The 15,068-nt window shown below is 61.4% G+C and carries 14 protein-coding genes and 1 pseudogene; 10 read left to right on the forward strand and 5 right to left on the reverse strand.

Annotated features, from left to right (window positions below):
• On the reverse strand, window positions 1-131 hold a 131-nt coding region (locus ABMA59_RS36135), incomplete at its 3' end, for a transposase (protein ID WP_349010177.1).
• 406 nt (window positions 132-537) lie between these two features.
• Between ABMA59_RS36135 and ABMA59_RS36140 the strand changes: the two are divergent.
• Window positions 538-1,464: pseudogene (locus ABMA59_RS36140) on the forward strand (IS630 family transposase); the annotation flags it as partial.
• A gap of 324 nt (window positions 1,465-1,788) precedes the next feature.
• Here the strand turns inward: ABMA59_RS36140 and ABMA59_RS36145 are convergent.
• Complete coding sequence (locus ABMA59_RS36145) at window positions 1,789-2,484, reverse strand: GntR family transcriptional regulator (RefSeq protein ID WP_349010168.1); 696 nt, start codon at window positions 2,482-2,484, stop codon at window positions 1,789-1,791.
• 96 nt (window positions 2,485-2,580) lie between these two features.
• Here ABMA59_RS36145 and ABMA59_RS36150 point away from each other — a divergent pair, with 96 nt between their 5' ends.
• The 5 genes from ABMA59_RS36150 (at window position 2,581) to kduI (ending at window position 7,817) form a co-directional block, all read left to right on the forward strand.
• Complete coding sequence (locus ABMA59_RS36150) at window positions 2,581-4,104, forward strand: aldehyde dehydrogenase family protein (protein ID WP_425476055.1); 1,524 nt, start codon at window positions 2,581-2,583, stop codon at window positions 4,102-4,104.
• A 66-nt stretch (window positions 4,105-4,170) separates the two neighbouring features.
• Window positions 4,171-5,121, forward strand: coding sequence for a sugar ABC transporter substrate-binding protein (locus ABMA59_RS36155; RefSeq protein WP_425476056.1), 951 nt, complete (start codon window positions 4,171-4,173; stop codon window positions 5,119-5,121).
• 145 nt (window positions 5,122-5,266) lie between these two features.
• On the forward strand, window positions 5,267-6,217 hold the full coding sequence (locus ABMA59_RS36160; RefSeq protein WP_349010180.1) for an ABC transporter permease: 951 nt from the start codon (window positions 5,267-5,269) through the stop codon (window positions 6,215-6,217).
• Window positions 6,217-6,954 carry an ATP-binding cassette domain-containing protein gene (locus ABMA59_RS36165; RefSeq protein WP_349010169.1) on the forward strand — a complete coding sequence of 246 codons (738 nt, stop codon included), beginning with the start codon at window positions 6,217-6,219 and terminating at the stop codon, window positions 6,952-6,954. Before ABMA59_RS36160 ends, ABMA59_RS36165 begins: the two co-directional genes overlap by 1 nt.
• On the forward strand, window positions 6,951-7,817 hold the full coding sequence (gene kduI, locus ABMA59_RS36170; RefSeq protein ID WP_349010170.1) for a 5-dehydro-4-deoxy-D-glucuronate isomerase: 867 nt from the start codon (window positions 6,951-6,953) through the stop codon (window positions 7,815-7,817). Before ABMA59_RS36165 ends, kduI begins: the two co-directional genes overlap by 4 nt.
• Window positions 7,818-8,042: 225 nt before the next feature.
• Here the strand turns inward: kduI and ABMA59_RS36175 are convergent, their stop codons facing one another.
• Entirely contained in the window at window positions 8,043-9,290 is a 1,248-nt protein-coding gene (locus ABMA59_RS36175) for an adenylate/guanylate cyclase domain-containing protein (protein ID WP_349010171.1), read from the reverse strand.
• A gap of 220 nt (window positions 9,291-9,510) precedes the next feature.
• Here ABMA59_RS36175 and ABMA59_RS36180 point away from each other — a divergent pair, with 220 nt between their 5' ends.
• Together ABMA59_RS36180 and ABMA59_RS36185 are read left to right on the forward strand one after the other, a co-directional pair.
• Complete coding sequence (locus tag ABMA59_RS36180; RefSeq protein ID WP_349010172.1) at window positions 9,511-10,137, forward strand: ankyrin repeat domain-containing protein; 627 nt, start codon at window positions 9,511-9,513, stop codon at window positions 10,135-10,137.
• Between the two features lie 25 nt (window positions 10,138-10,162).
• Window positions 10,163-10,603: a YHS domain-containing (seleno)protein gene (locus ABMA59_RS36185; RefSeq protein WP_349010173.1), complete on the forward strand. Its 441-nt coding sequence runs from the start codon at window positions 10,163-10,165 to the stop codon at window positions 10,601-10,603.
• A gap of 171 nt (window positions 10,604-10,774) precedes the next feature.
• Here ABMA59_RS36185 and ABMA59_RS36190 read toward each other — a convergent pair whose 3' ends face one another.
• Window positions 10,775-13,003: an adenylate/guanylate cyclase domain-containing protein gene (locus ABMA59_RS36190; protein ID WP_349010174.1), complete on the reverse strand. Its 2,229-nt coding sequence runs from the start codon at window positions 13,001-13,003 to the stop codon at window positions 10,775-10,777.
• 294 nt (window positions 13,004-13,297) lie between these two features.
• On the opposite strand from ABMA59_RS36190, the gene ABMA59_RS36195 reads away from it, so the two are divergent.
• Window positions 13,298-13,489, forward strand: a complete 192-nt coding sequence (locus tag ABMA59_RS36195; RefSeq protein ID WP_349010175.1) for a hypothetical protein — start codon at window positions 13,298-13,300, stop codon at window positions 13,487-13,489.
• 705 nt (window positions 13,490-14,194) lie between these two features.
• Window positions 14,195-14,641 (forward strand): nuclear transport factor 2 family protein, encoded by a 447-nt coding sequence (locus ABMA59_RS36200; RefSeq protein ID WP_349010176.1) that lies wholly within the window; start codon window positions 14,195-14,197, stop codon window positions 14,639-14,641.
• Between the two features lie 293 nt (window positions 14,642-14,934).
• Here the strand turns inward: ABMA59_RS36200 and ABMA59_RS36205 are convergent.
• On the reverse strand, window positions 14,935-15,068 hold a 134-nt coding region (locus ABMA59_RS36205), incomplete at its 5' end, for a transposase domain-containing protein (RefSeq protein ID WP_349010181.1).

Below are 15,068 nucleotides of genomic sequence, written 5' to 3' on the forward strand. Positions count from 1 at the left end.
TTCGCCTTGAACTTGTAGAAGGTCGCAGCCGAGATGCCGTGCTTGCGGCAGACATCCGCCGTCTTCGCACCGGCCTCCTGCTCCTTCAGCATCCCGATGATCTGTTCTTCCGTGAACCTCGAAGGTCGCATCATCCGTCTCCATGATCGACGGACTCTACCCAAATCTGGAGGAAGTTCAGGGTCTCAGGTCACGTGGTATAGTCGGCCATTGTCACAAGACGTTAGTGAATTATCTCCGGATCGAGCCAGGGGGAAATCAATGAAACTGGCAACTAGTGGTTCTCGCCTAACATAAGGGTCCGATTTCGGATTCCGTTTCGAGAGCGCGCGTGCGAGTCTAGCGTATGCGCACAGGAATTTCGCTTATCGTTTCGCCGGGAGTGGGAGCGTCTGCGCCGAGCCGATGTGGTCGTCGATCAACAAGCCGCCTGACCTTCACGCAACACCATCATAGCTTCGGCACCGCTCGCGCGAGCCAGCATCTTCTGCGGTCCTCAGCGTATGGGTACCCGGCACCGTCGAGATCATGCGGTAAACCGGCAAGTCCAAGACCTGCGTGTGGCGCTGGCAGGAGTGCTTTGCCGAGGAAGGCTTCGAGGGGCTGCTGCACGACAAGACGCGGCCCTCGCGCATTCCCCCGCTTGGTCCCGCCGTGGCCGAACGCGTGATGGTGGCGCTGACGGTGCAGGACCCACTCGGCGAGACGACGCACTGGACTGCCGACATGATGGCGCAAGCTGCCGGCATCAGCGCCAGCGCGGTGCGCCGCAGCTGGAAGGCGCACGGCCCGCAGCCCCACCGCTGGCGCCAGTTCAAGCTGTCCAACGACCCGCAGTTCGTCGACAAGCTGCTCGACGTCGTCGGCCTCTACGTCGATCCGCCGGCCCACGCCATCGTGCTGTCGGTCGACGAGAAGAGCCAGATCCAGGCGCTCGATCGCACCCAGCCCGGCCTGCCTCTCAAGAAGGGCAGGCTCGGCACCATGACGCACGATTACAAGCGCAACGGCACGACCACGCTGTTTGCGGCCCTCAACGTGCTCGACGGCACCGTCATCGGCCGCAATATGCAGCGTCACCGCCATCAGCAGTTCATCCGCTTCCTCAACGCCATCGACGCCGAGGTGCCGGCCGGCAAGGCCGTCCACGTCGTCCTCGACAACTACGCCGCTCACAAGCACCCCAAGGTGCGGGCCTGGCTCGACCGCCATCAGCGCTTCACCTTCCACTTCACCCCGACCTCGTCCTCATGGCTCAACGCCGTCGAGGGCTTCTTCGCCAAGCTGTCGAAGCGGCGTCTCAAGCGCGGTGTCTTCCACTCCGTCGTCGACCTTCAGGCGGCAATCAACCGCTTCCTCGCCGAGCACAACCAAAAACCCAAACCTTTTGTCTGGACCGCCGACCACGACGAAATCATCGCCGCCGTCAAACGTGGGCACCAAGTGTTAGATTCCATCCACTAGGAGATATTTCGTGTAACCAGCATCTTGGAGATGTGTGACCCTCTGTCCACGCCCGTCGAGAAGGAGTTTGATCGATCTTGGAGCCTACCGCCGGGAACGAGCCGCGAAGCTGACGTTCCCAGTTCAAGTCGCATGAGGGGCAATCTGCAATGTCCGGTTTCCCGAGCGAAAATGTTCTCGCAGGTACCAAACGCTGGAAGCGAACCTCAAAGAGTGTTCGCGTATATTAATTTCGATACAAGCAGATCCGGTATCACGCTCAAGCCGGAACGACACTTGGACTGACGTTGAAAGGCAACGGCAGCTACGATGACGCTGCCCTCCTCATTCGAACAGCGTCAGATTCTCGGCCTCGATACGCAGCAGATCGGCAAGAATCCCGTTCAAGTGAGATTGCATTGCTTCCACCGCTGCGTCTGAACTGCGCGCATCGATTGCGTGGACAATCGCCTCGTGCTCTTCGATCAGCCTTCCCATCGAATCGGGTTTGCGAAGTTGCAGGTTGCAGACCCGGTCTATGTGCGCCTTGATATCGGCGATCACGCTCCACGCCATGCCGCATCCCGCGCCGTTGGCGATCGCCATATGGAACTGCTCGTCCTCGCGGCGGAAGCGGTTGTAGTCCTGGGTCTCCCGGGCCGCTTGTTGTCTGGCCAGAATTCCGGTGATGGAGGCCCGCACCCAGGGGTCGAACGTTTCGCAAGCCCGCCGAACGACTGCAGTCTCGATGGCCTCGCGAACGAAGCGCGCTTCCATCATCTCACGAGCCGAGATTTTCACGACCACCGTGCCGCGCTTGGGGCGCACCTCGACCAGCTTCGATTTGGCTAGCGCGATCAAGGCTTCGCGAACGGGCTGACGTGAAACGCCCAAGCTGTCGGCGATCTCCTGCTCCGAGAGACGGGCACCAGGCTTCAATTCGAGCCGGATGATCGCTTCGCGAAGATCTCGCTCCACCTGAGCCGCGGTGCTGTCGCCGGTTTCGGCGCCCTTTTCGATCTTCAGCGACTGAATGTTCATATCGCTTCTTAGCACATTGACAGCGTCCGGCAACTACCATACCGTACCATACTTACATACGCTACCATACAAGACGTCACACGCTCTGGCCTGAAAATGAACATTGAAAATACCTTCATCACCCCTCGGATCGATGATCAGCGTCTGAAAGGGAGGCCAGATTACCGGATGCTTGTGGCGGGTAAGTCTGTCGACGCAGCCAGTGGGAAAGCCATTGAGCGGGAAAGCCCGGGACATCTTGGCATGGTCGTCGGCAGGTGGCCCGACGCATCCGCGGACGATGTAAAGCTTGCCATAGCCGCGGCGCGAGAGGCCTTCGACAAGGGCCCCTGGCCGCGCATGTCGGGCGCTGAGCGTTCGCGCCTGCTCTACAAGGTCTCCGAGCTGATCCTCGCCAATCTCGACGAGCTGGCGCTGGCCGAATGCCTCGAAGTGGGCAAGCCGATTCTCCAGGCGCGCGGTGAGATCGAATATTGCGCCGACCTCTGGGCCTATGCGGCTGGTCAGACGCGCGGGCAGGAGGGCGACAGCTTCAACAACATCGGCGACAACCGCCTCGGCCTCGTTCTGCGCGAGCCAGTCGGCGTCGTCGGCATCATCACGCCGTGGAATTTCCCCTTCATCATCGCCTCGGAGCGCGCGCCGTGGGCGATCGGCGCCGGCTGCACGGTCGTGCTGAAGCCATCCGAATTCACCTCGGGCACATCCATTCGCATGGCCGAACTGGCACGCGAGGCAGGCATTCCGGACGGCGTCTTCAACGTCGTCACCGGCTATGGCAACCCGGCCGGGCAGATCCTCGCCGAGGACCCGCGCGTCGACATGGTCGCCTTCACCGGTTCGGTACGCGTCGGCACGCTGCTCGCCGAGATCGCCGCAAGACAGGTGAAGCGCGTCGGGCTGGAACTCGGCGGCAAGGGGCCGCAGATCGTCTTTGCCGATGCCGATCTCGACGCAGCCGCCGACGGCATAGCCTACGGCGTCTATCACAATGCCGGACAATGCTGCATTTCCGGCAGCCGCCTACTGGTAGAGGAGAGCATCCGCGACGAGATCATGGACCGCGTGCTGGCGATCTCGGCAAAAGTTCCCTACGGCGATCCGCTCAACGACCGCACCCGCATCGGCGCGATGATCTCGAAGGCGCATATCGCGAAGGTCGAGGGTTATGTGCGCGCGGGTGAAAGCGCTGGTGCCGAATTGCTGACCGGCGGCCACATGGCCGGCGAAGGCGCCGGGCTCTACTACCAACCCACCGTGTTCCGCAATGTGCGGCCCGACATGTCGATCGCGCGAGAGGAGATCTTCGGGCCGGTGCTGTCGACCATCGCGTTCCGCACGGCGGACGAGGCCGTGGCGCTCGCTAACGATTCCGAGTTCGGCCTGTCGGCCACCGTGTGGTCGACCAACCTCGAAAACGCCATGCAGACCATACGCCGCGTGCACGCCGGCCGCTGCTGGGTCAACAGCGTCATCGACGGCACGCCGGAGCTTCCGGTCGGCGGCTACAAAAGAAGCGGCCTCGGGCGTGAGCTCGGCCGCTACGGTTTTGACGAATATTCGCAGGTGAAAGGCATCCACGTCACCATGGGCACACCTGCGCGCTGGTTCAACGGGTAGCACCGTTTCAAAGAATCCGCCCGGGAGGAAAACGGGCGGCGACATCCATCAATGGGAGGAAAGTCTATGGCTAGTCAGAGCTTCAGGAAGTTATTGGGCGCGGCGATCGGCGCAACGTTCCTGTCGACGGCGGTCCATGCCGCCGACGTCAAGGCGACGATGATCATCTATCTCGACCCGAGCGTGCAGTTCTTCAACCCGGTCGTGAAGGGTGCGCAGGACGCGGCGGCGCAGTTCGGTGTCGATCTCGACGTGCAGTACGCGAACAACGATCCGGTGCGCCAGAACGACCTGATCGAGGCGGCGACCGCGGCCGGCGTCGACGGCATCGCGGTGGCGATCTCCAGCTCGGATGCCTTCGACAAAAGCATCTGCGACGCCGTGAAGGCCGGGATCGTCGTGATCGGCTTCAACAATGACGATCTCGAAGGCGCCAACGGCAACTGCCGCCAGGCCTATGTCGGAATGAACGAGTTCGCGTCCGGATATGAGCTCGGGCAGCGAATGATCGAGAAATTCGGGCTGAAGGAAGGTGACGTGGTCTTCAACCCACGCGAGATACCGGAAGCCAGTTTCGCGGTCGCGCGCGGCGGCGGCATCGAGAAGGCGATGAGCGAAAAGGGGATCAAGGTCGAGACCGTCAAGTCGGGCCTCGACCTGGCGGAAGCGCAGAACATCATGGCGCAGTTCCTGATTGCCAACCCGACCGTAAAGGCCGTTTTCGGTACCGGCTCCGTTACCTCGACGGTCGGCGCGGGCGCGATCAAGGACGCCGGCGTCGACATACCCTTCGGCGGCTTCGACCTGGCGGTGGAAATCGTCAACGCGGTCGAATCGGGTGCCATGTTCGCGACGATGGACCAGCAGCCCTATCTGCAGGGCTTCTATCCGATCGCCCAGATCGCGCTTGCCAAGAAGTACGGCCTGACCCCGACCGACGTCGACACCGGCCAGGGCGCCTTCCTCGACAAGAACCGCATCGGTGCGGTGAAGCCGATGATCGGCACCTATCGCTGATCGAACGCCTTCGTCCGACCTTCCGGCCCGCAAAGCCGGAGGGTCGCATCCTATTCCCGACATGAGGGCACCGGCCTTGACCATCTCGTCGACCGACGGCGACGCCGTCCGATCCCGCACGGCCAGGAGTTCGCTGGCAAGGCAGATGCTGGCCAAGCCTGCAGGTTCGATTTTCGTCGTATTCGCGCTGATTCAGATCGCCTGCATCGCCGCTGGCCTGCTTTATCCCGACGATTTCCGCTATCTGTCGCCGCAGAACCTGACCATCCTCATGAAGGCGGTGCCGGTGCTCGGCTGCCTGGCGCTTGGCGCGGGCATACTGATGATCGCCGGCGAGTTCGACCTGTCGATCGGCTCCGTCTACACACTGACCGCCATCATCATGGCGGTGCAGGTGGGCAACGGTATGAGCGCGTTCATCGCCGCGCCGCTGGCGATCCTGATCGGCGTGGCGATCGGCATGCTGAACGGCATGATCACGCTGCGCTTCGGCCTGCCATCCTTCATTGTGACGCTGGGCGGGCTGCTGTTCTGGCGCGGCGCAGTGCTGCTCTACAATGGCGCGGTGCAGGTGCGCTTCGATCCGGAGCCGGCCTTCTCCGCGCTGTTCGCGGGCACCTTCTTCGGGCTCAACGCGGCCTTCATCTGGATCATCCTTCTTGTGGTCGTCTTCCATCTGCTTCTGCACAATCACTGGTTCGGCAACCATGTATTCGCGACCGGCGGCAACCGTGCGGCCGCTACCGCCATCGGCATCAACGTGAAGCGCATCAAGATGGCGGCCTTCGCCATCGCCGGCGGCATGGCGGCCTTCGCAGGCATCCTCGCCACGTCGCGCGTCGGCAGCGTCCAGCCCGGACAAGGCACCGGCCTCGAACTCCAAGCGATCGCCGCCTGCGTCATCGGCGGCCTGTCGCTGAATGGCGGGCGCGGCTCCGTGATCGGCATCTTCCTCGGTGTGCTGCTGATTCACACCATCACCAACGTGCTGCTGCTCGTGCGCGCGCCGGGCTTCTATCTCGAAATGTTCATCGCGACGCTGATCGTCGGGGCCGCCATCCTCAACCAGCTCATCGAACGCAAGGGGACCGCCTGATGCCTGCCGCTCCCCTTCTCGGACTTCACAACGTCAGCAAGCGTTTCGGCGCGCTTACGGCGCTAAAGAACCTGTCCTTCCATGTCGGCGAGAGCGAAGTGGTCGGCCTGCTCGGCGACAACGGCGCCGGCAAGTCGACGACGGTGAACCTGATCTCCGGCATCCATCAGCCGACATCCGGCCATATCTCGGTCGATGGCAGGCAGATGCTGTTCGCCTGCCGCACGGACTCGGCCGATGCCGGCATCGAGACGATCTACCAGAACACCGCGCTGGTGGATTCGCTTTCGATTACGCGCAACATCTTCATGGGCCGCGAACGCATCAACGGCATGGGTTTCCTAAAGCAGTCGGAGATGCGCGAGATCGCAATGGAGGTGCTGAAGTCGGCCGTGCACATTTCGGGCATCGACTCACCCGACAAGCTGGTCGGCGAGCTGTCCGGTGGCCAGAAGCAGGCCGTGGCGATCGCGCGCGCCGTGTTCTTCAAGCGCCGCGTGCTGCTGCTCGACGAGCCGACCTCGGCGCTCTCGGTGCGCGAGACCGAGGCGCTGCTCAACCAGGTGCTGAAGCTCAAGGCCGAGAATGTTTCCAGCGTGCTCGTGACTCACAACCTCTATCACGCCTACCAGGTGTGCGACCGCTTCGTGATCATGAGCCACGGCACGAAAGTGTTCGACGTCGCCAAGGCGGACACAACCATCGGCCAACTGACGGAATACGTGGTGCTTACATGACGGACCGGAAGACTGCGACCGCGACGACCGAAATCGACATCCGCCACGCCATCGACCCGATGACGGCGGCGGCCATGGGCACCGACGAATTGCGTGCGAACTTTTTGATGCCGGACCTGTTCCGGCCCGGGAAGGTGGCGCTGACCTACACGCACTACGACCGCATGATCATCGGCGGCGCGGTGCCGCTGGCGCAGGCGCTGGCGCTCGAACCCATCAAGCAGACGGGGACGCACAACTTCCTCGACCGCCGCGAGCTGATCGTCATCAACATCGGCGGCGCCGGCACGGTGACGGCGGATGGCGAGACATTTGCGACCGGTCCGCGCGACATGGTCTATGTCGGCATTGGAAAGATCAGCGTGACCTTCGGTTCGGACGACGCGGCCAAACCTGCGAAATTCTACGTGATATCCGCGCCTGGCCATGCGAGCCATCCAACAAAATTGATCCGCATCGGTGACGCCAGGCGCGTCGATCTCGGCAATCAGGCCACCTCAAACGAGCGCTCCATCTTCCAGTTCATCCATCCGGAAGGCGCGAAAACCTGCCAGCTGGTGGTCGGCATGACGCAATTGGCGCCCGGCTCCGTGTGGAACACCATGCCCTGCCATATCCACGACCGGCGAATGGAGGCCTATCTCTATTTCGACCTCGCCGAGAACGCACGCGTGTTCCACCTGATGGGCGAGCCGGACGAGACCCGCCACATCGTGATGAAGAACGAGGAGGCGGTGGTGTCACCGTGCTGGTCGATCCATTCCGGCGCCGGCACCTCCAGCTACGCCTTCATCTGGGCCATGGCCGGCGACAATGTCGACTACACCGACGTGGACCCAGTGCCGATCGAGAGTCTGCGCTGAATGGACGTCGCACGCCGGAGGCGATGAATATCGCCGAGACGAATGGTGTTGGAGCGAGGTGCCACAGATGCCCCATCTATGAAGGAGCGCGACCTGCGCCAAGTGCCCGTTGATCGCATACACCGAGCTGCACTCCCCAGCTCCAGAGTAGTGACCGGCCCAAAAGCAATCCGAGTACAGGCCTCTTCGCACGGTAGTCCCTGCGCGTACATCGTTGTACGCGGTTCACACAGTCGATGGTTCCCGTCCTTCGAGATAGTAGAGTGACATCGGCCCCTTGCCCTTCACATCCACCACGCCTCTGAATTCAAACTTGTAAGAAGAGCCCAGCACCAGCCTCGTGTTTTCGGTCACTTGAATCCTGCCGGCGCTTCCTTGCGACTCCATCCGGGACGCAGTGTTAACCGTATCTCCCCATACATCATAAAACAGCTTCCTGGTGCCGATAACGCCAGCAATCGCCGGCCCGGTATGTATACCGATTCGAAGCCTCAGATCCTCGTCCAGCTCGGGCCCGATTTGCGTTACACTGTCGAGCATGTCGAGGGCCATTTCTGCCACCGCAGCGCAATGTCCGCTGGATTGATCAGGCATGCCGCCGGCGATCATGTAGGCATCCCCGATTGTCTTGATCTTCTCGAGCTTGTGTTTCTCGGCTAGGCGATCGAACTCGGAAAACACACGGTTGAGCAATCCGACGACACGGGCCGGTGCAAGCCGCATGGCGCGCGGCGTGAAATCAACTATGTCGGCAAAGAGGATCGTCACGTCTTCGAAATGGTCGGCGATGATCTGATCCGGGTTTTTCTTAAGGCGGGCTGCGATCGAGCCCGGCATCAGGTTTTGCAGGAGCCCCTCGGATCGCTGATACTCCCGCGACAGTGCCTCTTCGGCGCTTTCCGCCAGTTTTAGCGCATAAGCCATCGCACCGAAGAGGATCGCTGCTGCAGTCGTGATCGAGATGATCTTGTTCCTTTCTCCAAACGCCGCATTCATCGGCGCAATTTGTCCCAGGACAGGCGCTCCCACATCGATTGCAACAAACGTGAGGAATAGCAATAGCGCCATCACGAGACTCAAGGCCAACCGACGCGACCCGAACACGAGTACGATTCCGGGTGCAGCCAACAGATTGTACTGAGAGCCGGCGGAGGAACCGCTCAACATCCCAATGACGAAGAAGTCGACCGAAACAACAATGCAAAAATAGACCGGTGCAATGATCTCGTTCCATCGATGGAAAAGCGGGCTGGCAAATAATAGTAAACCGGCCGTGGTCGCCGTAATGGAGACCGGGTAGAGAGAGACATCATGCACGGCATATTGAAGTGCCTTCGCAAATGATGCTACCGCAACAAAGGCATTCAGCCCATTGAATATTCGCAACCTTCTTGCAATGTCGCCGGTGTAGCTCCGGGTGCCGAACTCGACTATGTTCGATACGAGGCGACGGAGATACTTTGATGGGCCCATGGTGCCACCGCGTTTCGTCGAAATCCGCCATCAACCGCGGACGACCAAGGTATTATAGCGGTTTCGGCGAATAGAGGCACTCTGTGGAATTGCTAACGGGATTCCAGACACGGGTTCGGACTCGTTCCGACCAGGGTCACGAAGGTCAACCGAGGGTGAGAGAAGAGCCAGCGCCAGGCTCGACGGGAAGCGGCACACGTGCTAATATTCTGTAGCCCAGGTGGGGGCCGACATGCTCGCTAGACTACTGTCTGCATTGGCATTTTGGTTCGGATTGATGGCTACAGCCGCGACGGCCGGGCCGCTTCACGATGCGGCGCGCTCCGGAGATACGACGGCACTCAAGGCCCTGCTTGAGGGCGGCAACGCTATTGAGGAGAAAAACTCGACCGGCGAGACTGCGCTGGTCGTTGCCTGTCTCGCTGGTCAAAATGAAGCTGTCGCCATGCTGATCAAACGAGGCGCGAATGTCGTGGCAAGGAACAACCGGGGAATGACGGCGTTGCATGGCGCATCCTATGCGGGGTGTGCGGAATGCGTGCGACAGTTGCTGGTCGCAGGGGCATTGCCCAGCGACGCTGAGAACCGCTTCAAGGTAACGCCTTTTATCGTCGCAGCCGAGGAAAACCATCCCGACATACTGGCGATGTTGCTGGCCGCCGGGGCCGATGCAGAAGCGACCGAACGGCATGGCTACACTGCGTTGACCCGCGCAGGATTCAAGGCGCGCAAGGAGACGATCGCTTTTCTGCTGAAGAGGGGAAGCCAGTGCCAGCCGGCGAAAGTGGCAGGTCTGTGGAGTGGGGACTGCCTCAAGATGGCCGCCGAGACGGCGAGCCCGCCATGAGCCGTTATGCGAAAGGATGAGTGATATGAAACATATCGGATTGACTTGTCTCTGCATCGTTGTCGTCTGGTCCGTGCCGGCGCAGGCCGATGAGATCAACACCGGCTATTTCGGCAACGTTGCCATCGAGGGCTACGACACGGTCGCCTATTTCACAGAAAAGCGTGCGGTGAAGGGCTCGGAGAAGATCCAATCGGAATGGCTCGGCGCCACCTGGCAGTTCGCCAGCGAGGAAAACCGCAGGCTGTTCGATGCCAGCCCGCTTGATTATGCGCCCCAATATGGCGGCCTGTGCAGCGAGGGCGTCGCCTATCACGAGATGACAGTCAATATCGAACCGGAGGTCTGGCAGATCATCGATGGCAAGCTCTATCTTAGCGCAGGGGCCAGCTTTGAGGATCTCGCCGCCAACCGGCCAAAGGCGGAGGCCAACTGGCCGGAAGTGCACGCCGAGTTGCAGAAGTAGGACATAACATTCCAAACCTCCAGAAGGATTGATGCCCTCCTCCACGCGTGAGGGCAGGTTTAGGCTGGGTCGACGTGTATCTGCTGACAGGCAAGCAGCTTGACCTCCCCTCATCGCGCGATTCGCGCCATCATCTCCCGCGCCCCGTGGGGAGATGGGTAAAGCTCGGCATCATCTTACCGAGAAGAAGCGCAGCGTGTCAGGCAGGACCAGCGCGTAGTCGAGATCGGCGCTCTTGTCGGCATAGACTGCGCCGCATTGCCAGTGGCCGCGGAAGCTAGCCTCGAACTGCAGGCAGAGCTGGTCATTCTCGATACGCGCCACCCCAGTCAGAAATGTGCTTACGCCGCGATAGGCGACCCGCAAGTCTTTGGTAATCTGCAAGAAGAACGGCGCCTTTTCGTTGCCTTGGACCACGGCGATGCCTCGCCAGCCGCGTCCTACGGTCAAGGCGGCCAAAGCTTCGCCGCGGATGCGGGCCTGCTCATTCACGCGGTAGTCGCGAGGCCATTCGGGAATGCCAGCCTCGGCGAGCAGGGCGAGGTAGTTCGCAAGATCTGTCGGATTACGGAACCAGCCGGCATAAAGATGGCGAAATGCCGCCAGATTGGCGTAGGGAAGACTCTGCAGGAAGGTCGCGTGCTTGCGCGCCTCGTCGGTTCGGCCAAGCCCGGCATAGGTGACGGCCAGATACTCGTGGGTGTTCTCCGAGGCCGGCCAGGCGGCGACCACGGTCTCGAGCTCAGCCCGTGCCAGCTCGTATTTCCCCGCCAGCGCATGTACCGTGCCCGCAACCTGAAGAAGGCCGGGCGGCGGTTTGGGATTGAGACGCATCGCGCCGGCAATCGCGCTCGCCGCCTCGTCGAGATCGCCGGAATAGGCCAGCACCGTGGCAAGGCTCGCCTTGGCCTCGGCATCGCCGGGGTTGAGCGCGGCGGCTCGCCGCACCGAGGCGATAGCGTCGTCGTGGCGGCCGTCGGCCAACTGAAAGACCGCGAGCGCCGCGAAGGCGCGGGCATTGTTGGGATCGAGCTCCAGCGCCTTGCCGGCGGCCTCGTAGGCGCGCTTTCGGGCGATCGTCGACGAAAGGACTAGGTCTGCCAAGCTTCGCCAGATTTCCGCCGATGTCCGCGCGTAGCCGGCATAGGCGTCGGCGAAGGAGGGATCAAGCGCGATCGCCTTGTCATAGGCAGCCAGAGCTCGCGCTTGCGTCGTAGCGTCGACGACATAGTAGCTTTGCGCCTCGGCGCGCAGAAACCAATCGTAGGCCTCGAGGTTGCGGGTCGGAATGCGCTTCAGTTCCACCGCCTCCGCCGACGTGAGCTTGACCGCGAGCGCCTCGACGATCTCGTTGATCACCTCGTCCTGCACGGTGAAGATATCGGCAAGGCGCCGGTCGAACTGCTTGGCCCAGATTTGCTGGGCAGTGTCGGCCTCCACCAGGTTGGCGCTGATGCGCAGGCGATCCTGAGACTTGCGCACGCTGCCTTCGAGCACGTAGCGGACGCCCAGCTCGCGGGCGACCGTCTGAGGGCTGACGGCCTTTCCCTTGTACGGCAGAACCGAGCCGCGGGCGATGACGAACAGGCCCGAGAGGCCGGTGAGTTGGGTGATAAGCCCGTCGCTCAGGCCGTCGGCGAAGTAGTCCTGTTCGGAATCATCGCTTGCATTTGCAAAGGGCAGGACCGCGATCGAACGCTTGCCAACACCCGCCGGATCGGTCGCGGCATCCGGCCGCGGCGTCTCGCTCAGCCAGAACGCTACAGCCGCCAAGCCGACGACCGCGACCAGTGCCGCGGCGATAGCCCCGAGAGCGAGCTTAATCCTGAAGCGTGGGGCGACCTCGGCTCCACCCGCGCCCTCAATCGCCACTCGGAAGGCCCGCACTGGTCGGGCGATGTTCTTGACCTCGATTTCACCCATATCGACGAACTTGACGGGCAAGCGATCGCGAACTTGGTTCCGCACGGAGCGGTGCACGCAGATACCGCCCGGCTCCGCCAGCGTCTGTAGGCGCGCGGCCACGTTGACGCCATCGCCGAACACATCGCCACGATCGGCGATGACATCGCCCAGGTGCACGCCGATGCGGAACGCGAGCTTGCGCGTGCCTGGGCTCGCGGCCGCGCGCGCCGCCATGTCGGTTTGAATGGCGAGCGCGCAGCGCATCGCCTCCACCACGCTGGGGAATTCGGCGAGAAAGCCATCGCCCATGCGCTTGAAGATGCGCCCCTGGTGCTGCGCCGTCTGGGGAGTCAGAACCTCCTCGTCCGCCGCCCTCAGATCGCGGAGGGTCCCTTCCTCATCCGCTCCCATCAGCCGCGAATAGCCGGCGATGTCGGCGGCCAGGATCGCGGCGAGCCGCCGTTCCAGTTTGCCTTCGCCCGTTGCGATAGACATTCGAGAGTTTCCGCCGATTTTTCGATACACTTACGGCGAACGTAGCGTCACTCCGGTAATTACCATGATAGGCCCATGCAAGGCCATCTCCATCCCAGCAGTCTCGTCGACAGGACGACTCACCGCGCTTCTACCTGAAGCCAACGCGACCGCATTTTTGTGGCCGGTTGCGAAATATTCGCCTATCGACTTCGGGTCGAACTCGACCGCATGTTGCATGACACGTCAAATGGTCGATAGGTTAGCCAGCCTGCGCAAGAAGATCGAGGTAGCCATGATAGGGCAGGCTGCGTTATGCAAGCGAACGCACTGGAGCGCTCCCAGCATGCTTCGATTTTCGACTTCACCAGCGGCGAGGTCGAGACGCCGCCAGATTGTGACAATTTCACCAGCCCCATGACGACCATCCCCGACATCGCTCAGACCGTAAAGGAAAGCCGGAACGCGGCGAGCGCCGTGATGCGCTGGCGATCGTACCGCTGCTGACGCCGGGCGCACGCATCGGCATCATCGATGGCGGCTTCATCGGGCTCGGGCCGCTATCGCTCTGGAGGCCAGGGCCGAGGTCACGGTGATCGAAGGCGACTGCTTGGCAGCGCCATTCCCGATGCGATCGGAACGATCATTCACAGCCGGTATGAGGTGGAGGGCATCACCATCCGGACCGCAACCGGTGTCGCTTGGTGCAGCGCGACGACAGTCGCGCTCATCGATGGAACGTAGTGTCCTTCGACACCGTGGTAGCGGGTGTCGGGACGCTCCCAATACTGCCCTGGCAGAATTGGCGAGCCTCACCGTTTCCAAGGTTGCGATGCTCGGCTCGGATCACACCAGTGGCCGCGTTAGGCCAAAGCTGCCATTTGACTGCCGACTCATTCAGGACAATCGCCGTCAGAAGAGATCACGATCGGCAGCGGACAGTTGTCGGCACAGGAACGTTAGGGGCAGCTAGGCCGCACGGTCACCTCCGACGAAGTGTAGGATGAAGACGATGCTTTGCCGCCAATCGACGCTTATAGCGGCTCTTGGGAAGAGTATGCGCCAAGGGTCGCCAATCGAGAATGTCAAGTGGTCGCAGCTTTCCATGCCTCGATCCGCTGGTTGAAAATCTTGGGATGCTTATGCAGCCGTATGCCTCTATAGACAGCGGATCGTCATAAATTCGCTGGTCCGTACACAGAGGGGAAGGGTATGGCAAATCGCCGACAGTTTTCTATCGCAGTTTTGGCTGGATTTTCGGCGCTCGCTGGCATTCAACCTTCAAGGGGAGCAGAGAAACTGTCCGAGGAACAGGCGCACAGGGCGCTCGATCCATGGCTCGACGCGCTTATTACCGGAAAACCTGAGGTGGTCGAGACGGTCCTTGCCCCTGAATATCAGATCTTGCGCTCGGACGGCAGCGGTCATGACAAAGCTGGCTATCTCAGGGCGCTGCCTAAACATATGACTCGCCCACAATTTGGCGATATTGTCGCGACTGGCGATAGCAATGTAATGGTCATCAGATATCGCATTGAAACTGACCAATCTGTTGAAGGAAAGGCTATTGTCGGAATTTCGCCGCGCCTTTCGGTCTTCCGTTTAGAGAAAGATCGTTGGCTGATCAGCGCCCACGCAAATTTCGCCCCATTGAGCTGAAGATATCTGGGCGACAGAACGCCGCGCCACAGAACATAATCCCAGGCGCTTGCTCATGGGGGATACGGACCGCGCTAGCCATAGCCAAGAGGTCCGCTCACAGCGTTGGGAAACCTTATCTCGAAGCCCGACACAGGCGCAAAGCTGCGAGTTGGCCTAAGCTGATTGGACGTGGAATCCTCACCTGGCTGCATACACAGCCGACAGGCAGGAAACGTACGCATACGCTGGGGACCGCAGAAGATGCTGGCTGGCGCGAGCGGTGCCGAAGCTATGATGGTGTTGCGTGAAGGTCAGGCGGCTTGTTGATCGACGACCACATCGGCTCGGCGCAGACGCTCCCACTCCCAGGGCAGCAATTCGTACAGACGAGAGGCAGGAAGATCGGCGATACGAGCCAGGACGTCGGCGAGCCAGGCTTTCGGAT

It is taken from the genome of Mesorhizobium yinganensis (genome assembly GCF_040081985.1).
Classification (GTDB): Bacteria; Pseudomonadota; Alphaproteobacteria; order Rhizobiales; family Rhizobiaceae; genus Kumtagia; species Kumtagia yinganensis.

What these genes read in the sequence shown, in the direction of transcription:
- ABMA59_RS36145 (WP_349010168.1), bottom strand. Translation starts at nt 2,484, where the DNA reads ATGAACATTCAGTCGCTGAAGATCGAAAAGGGCGCCGAAACCGGCGAC.
- ABMA59_RS36150 (WP_425476055.1), top strand. Translation starts at nt 2,581, where the DNA reads ATGAACATTGAAAATACCTTCATCACCCCTCGGATCGATGATCAGCGT.
- ABMA59_RS36155 (WP_425476056.1), top strand. Translation starts at nt 4,171, where the DNA reads ATGGCTAGTCAGAGCTTCAGGAAGTTATTGGGCGCGGCGATCGGCGCA.
- ABMA59_RS36160 (WP_349010180.1), top strand. Translation starts at nt 5,267, where the DNA reads ATGCTGGCCAAGCCTGCAGGTTCGATTTTCGTCGTATTCGCGCTGATT.
- ABMA59_RS36165 (WP_349010169.1), top strand. Translation starts at nt 6,217, where the DNA reads ATGCCTGCCGCTCCCCTTCTCGGACTTCACAACGTCAGCAAGCGTTTC.
- kduI (WP_349010170.1), top strand. Translation starts at nt 6,951, where the DNA reads ATGACGGACCGGAAGACTGCGACCGCGACGACCGAAATCGACATCCGC.
- ABMA59_RS36175 (WP_349010171.1), bottom strand. Translation starts at nt 9,290, where the DNA reads ATGGGCCCATCAAAGTATCTCCGTCGCCTCGTATCGAACATAGTCGAG.
- ABMA59_RS36185 (WP_349010173.1), top strand. Translation starts at nt 10,163, where the DNA reads ATGAAACATATCGGATTGACTTGTCTCTGCATCGTTGTCGTCTGGTCC.
- ABMA59_RS36190 (WP_349010174.1), bottom strand. Translation starts at nt 13,003, where the DNA reads ATGTCTATCGCAACGGGCGAAGGCAAACTGGAACGGCGGCTCGCCGCG.
- ABMA59_RS36195 (WP_349010175.1), top strand. Translation starts at nt 13,298, where the DNA reads ATGCAAGCGAACGCACTGGAGCGCTCCCAGCATGCTTCGATTTTCGAC.
- ABMA59_RS36200 (WP_349010176.1), top strand. Translation starts at nt 14,195, where the DNA reads ATGGCAAATCGCCGACAGTTTTCTATCGCAGTTTTGGCTGGATTTTCG.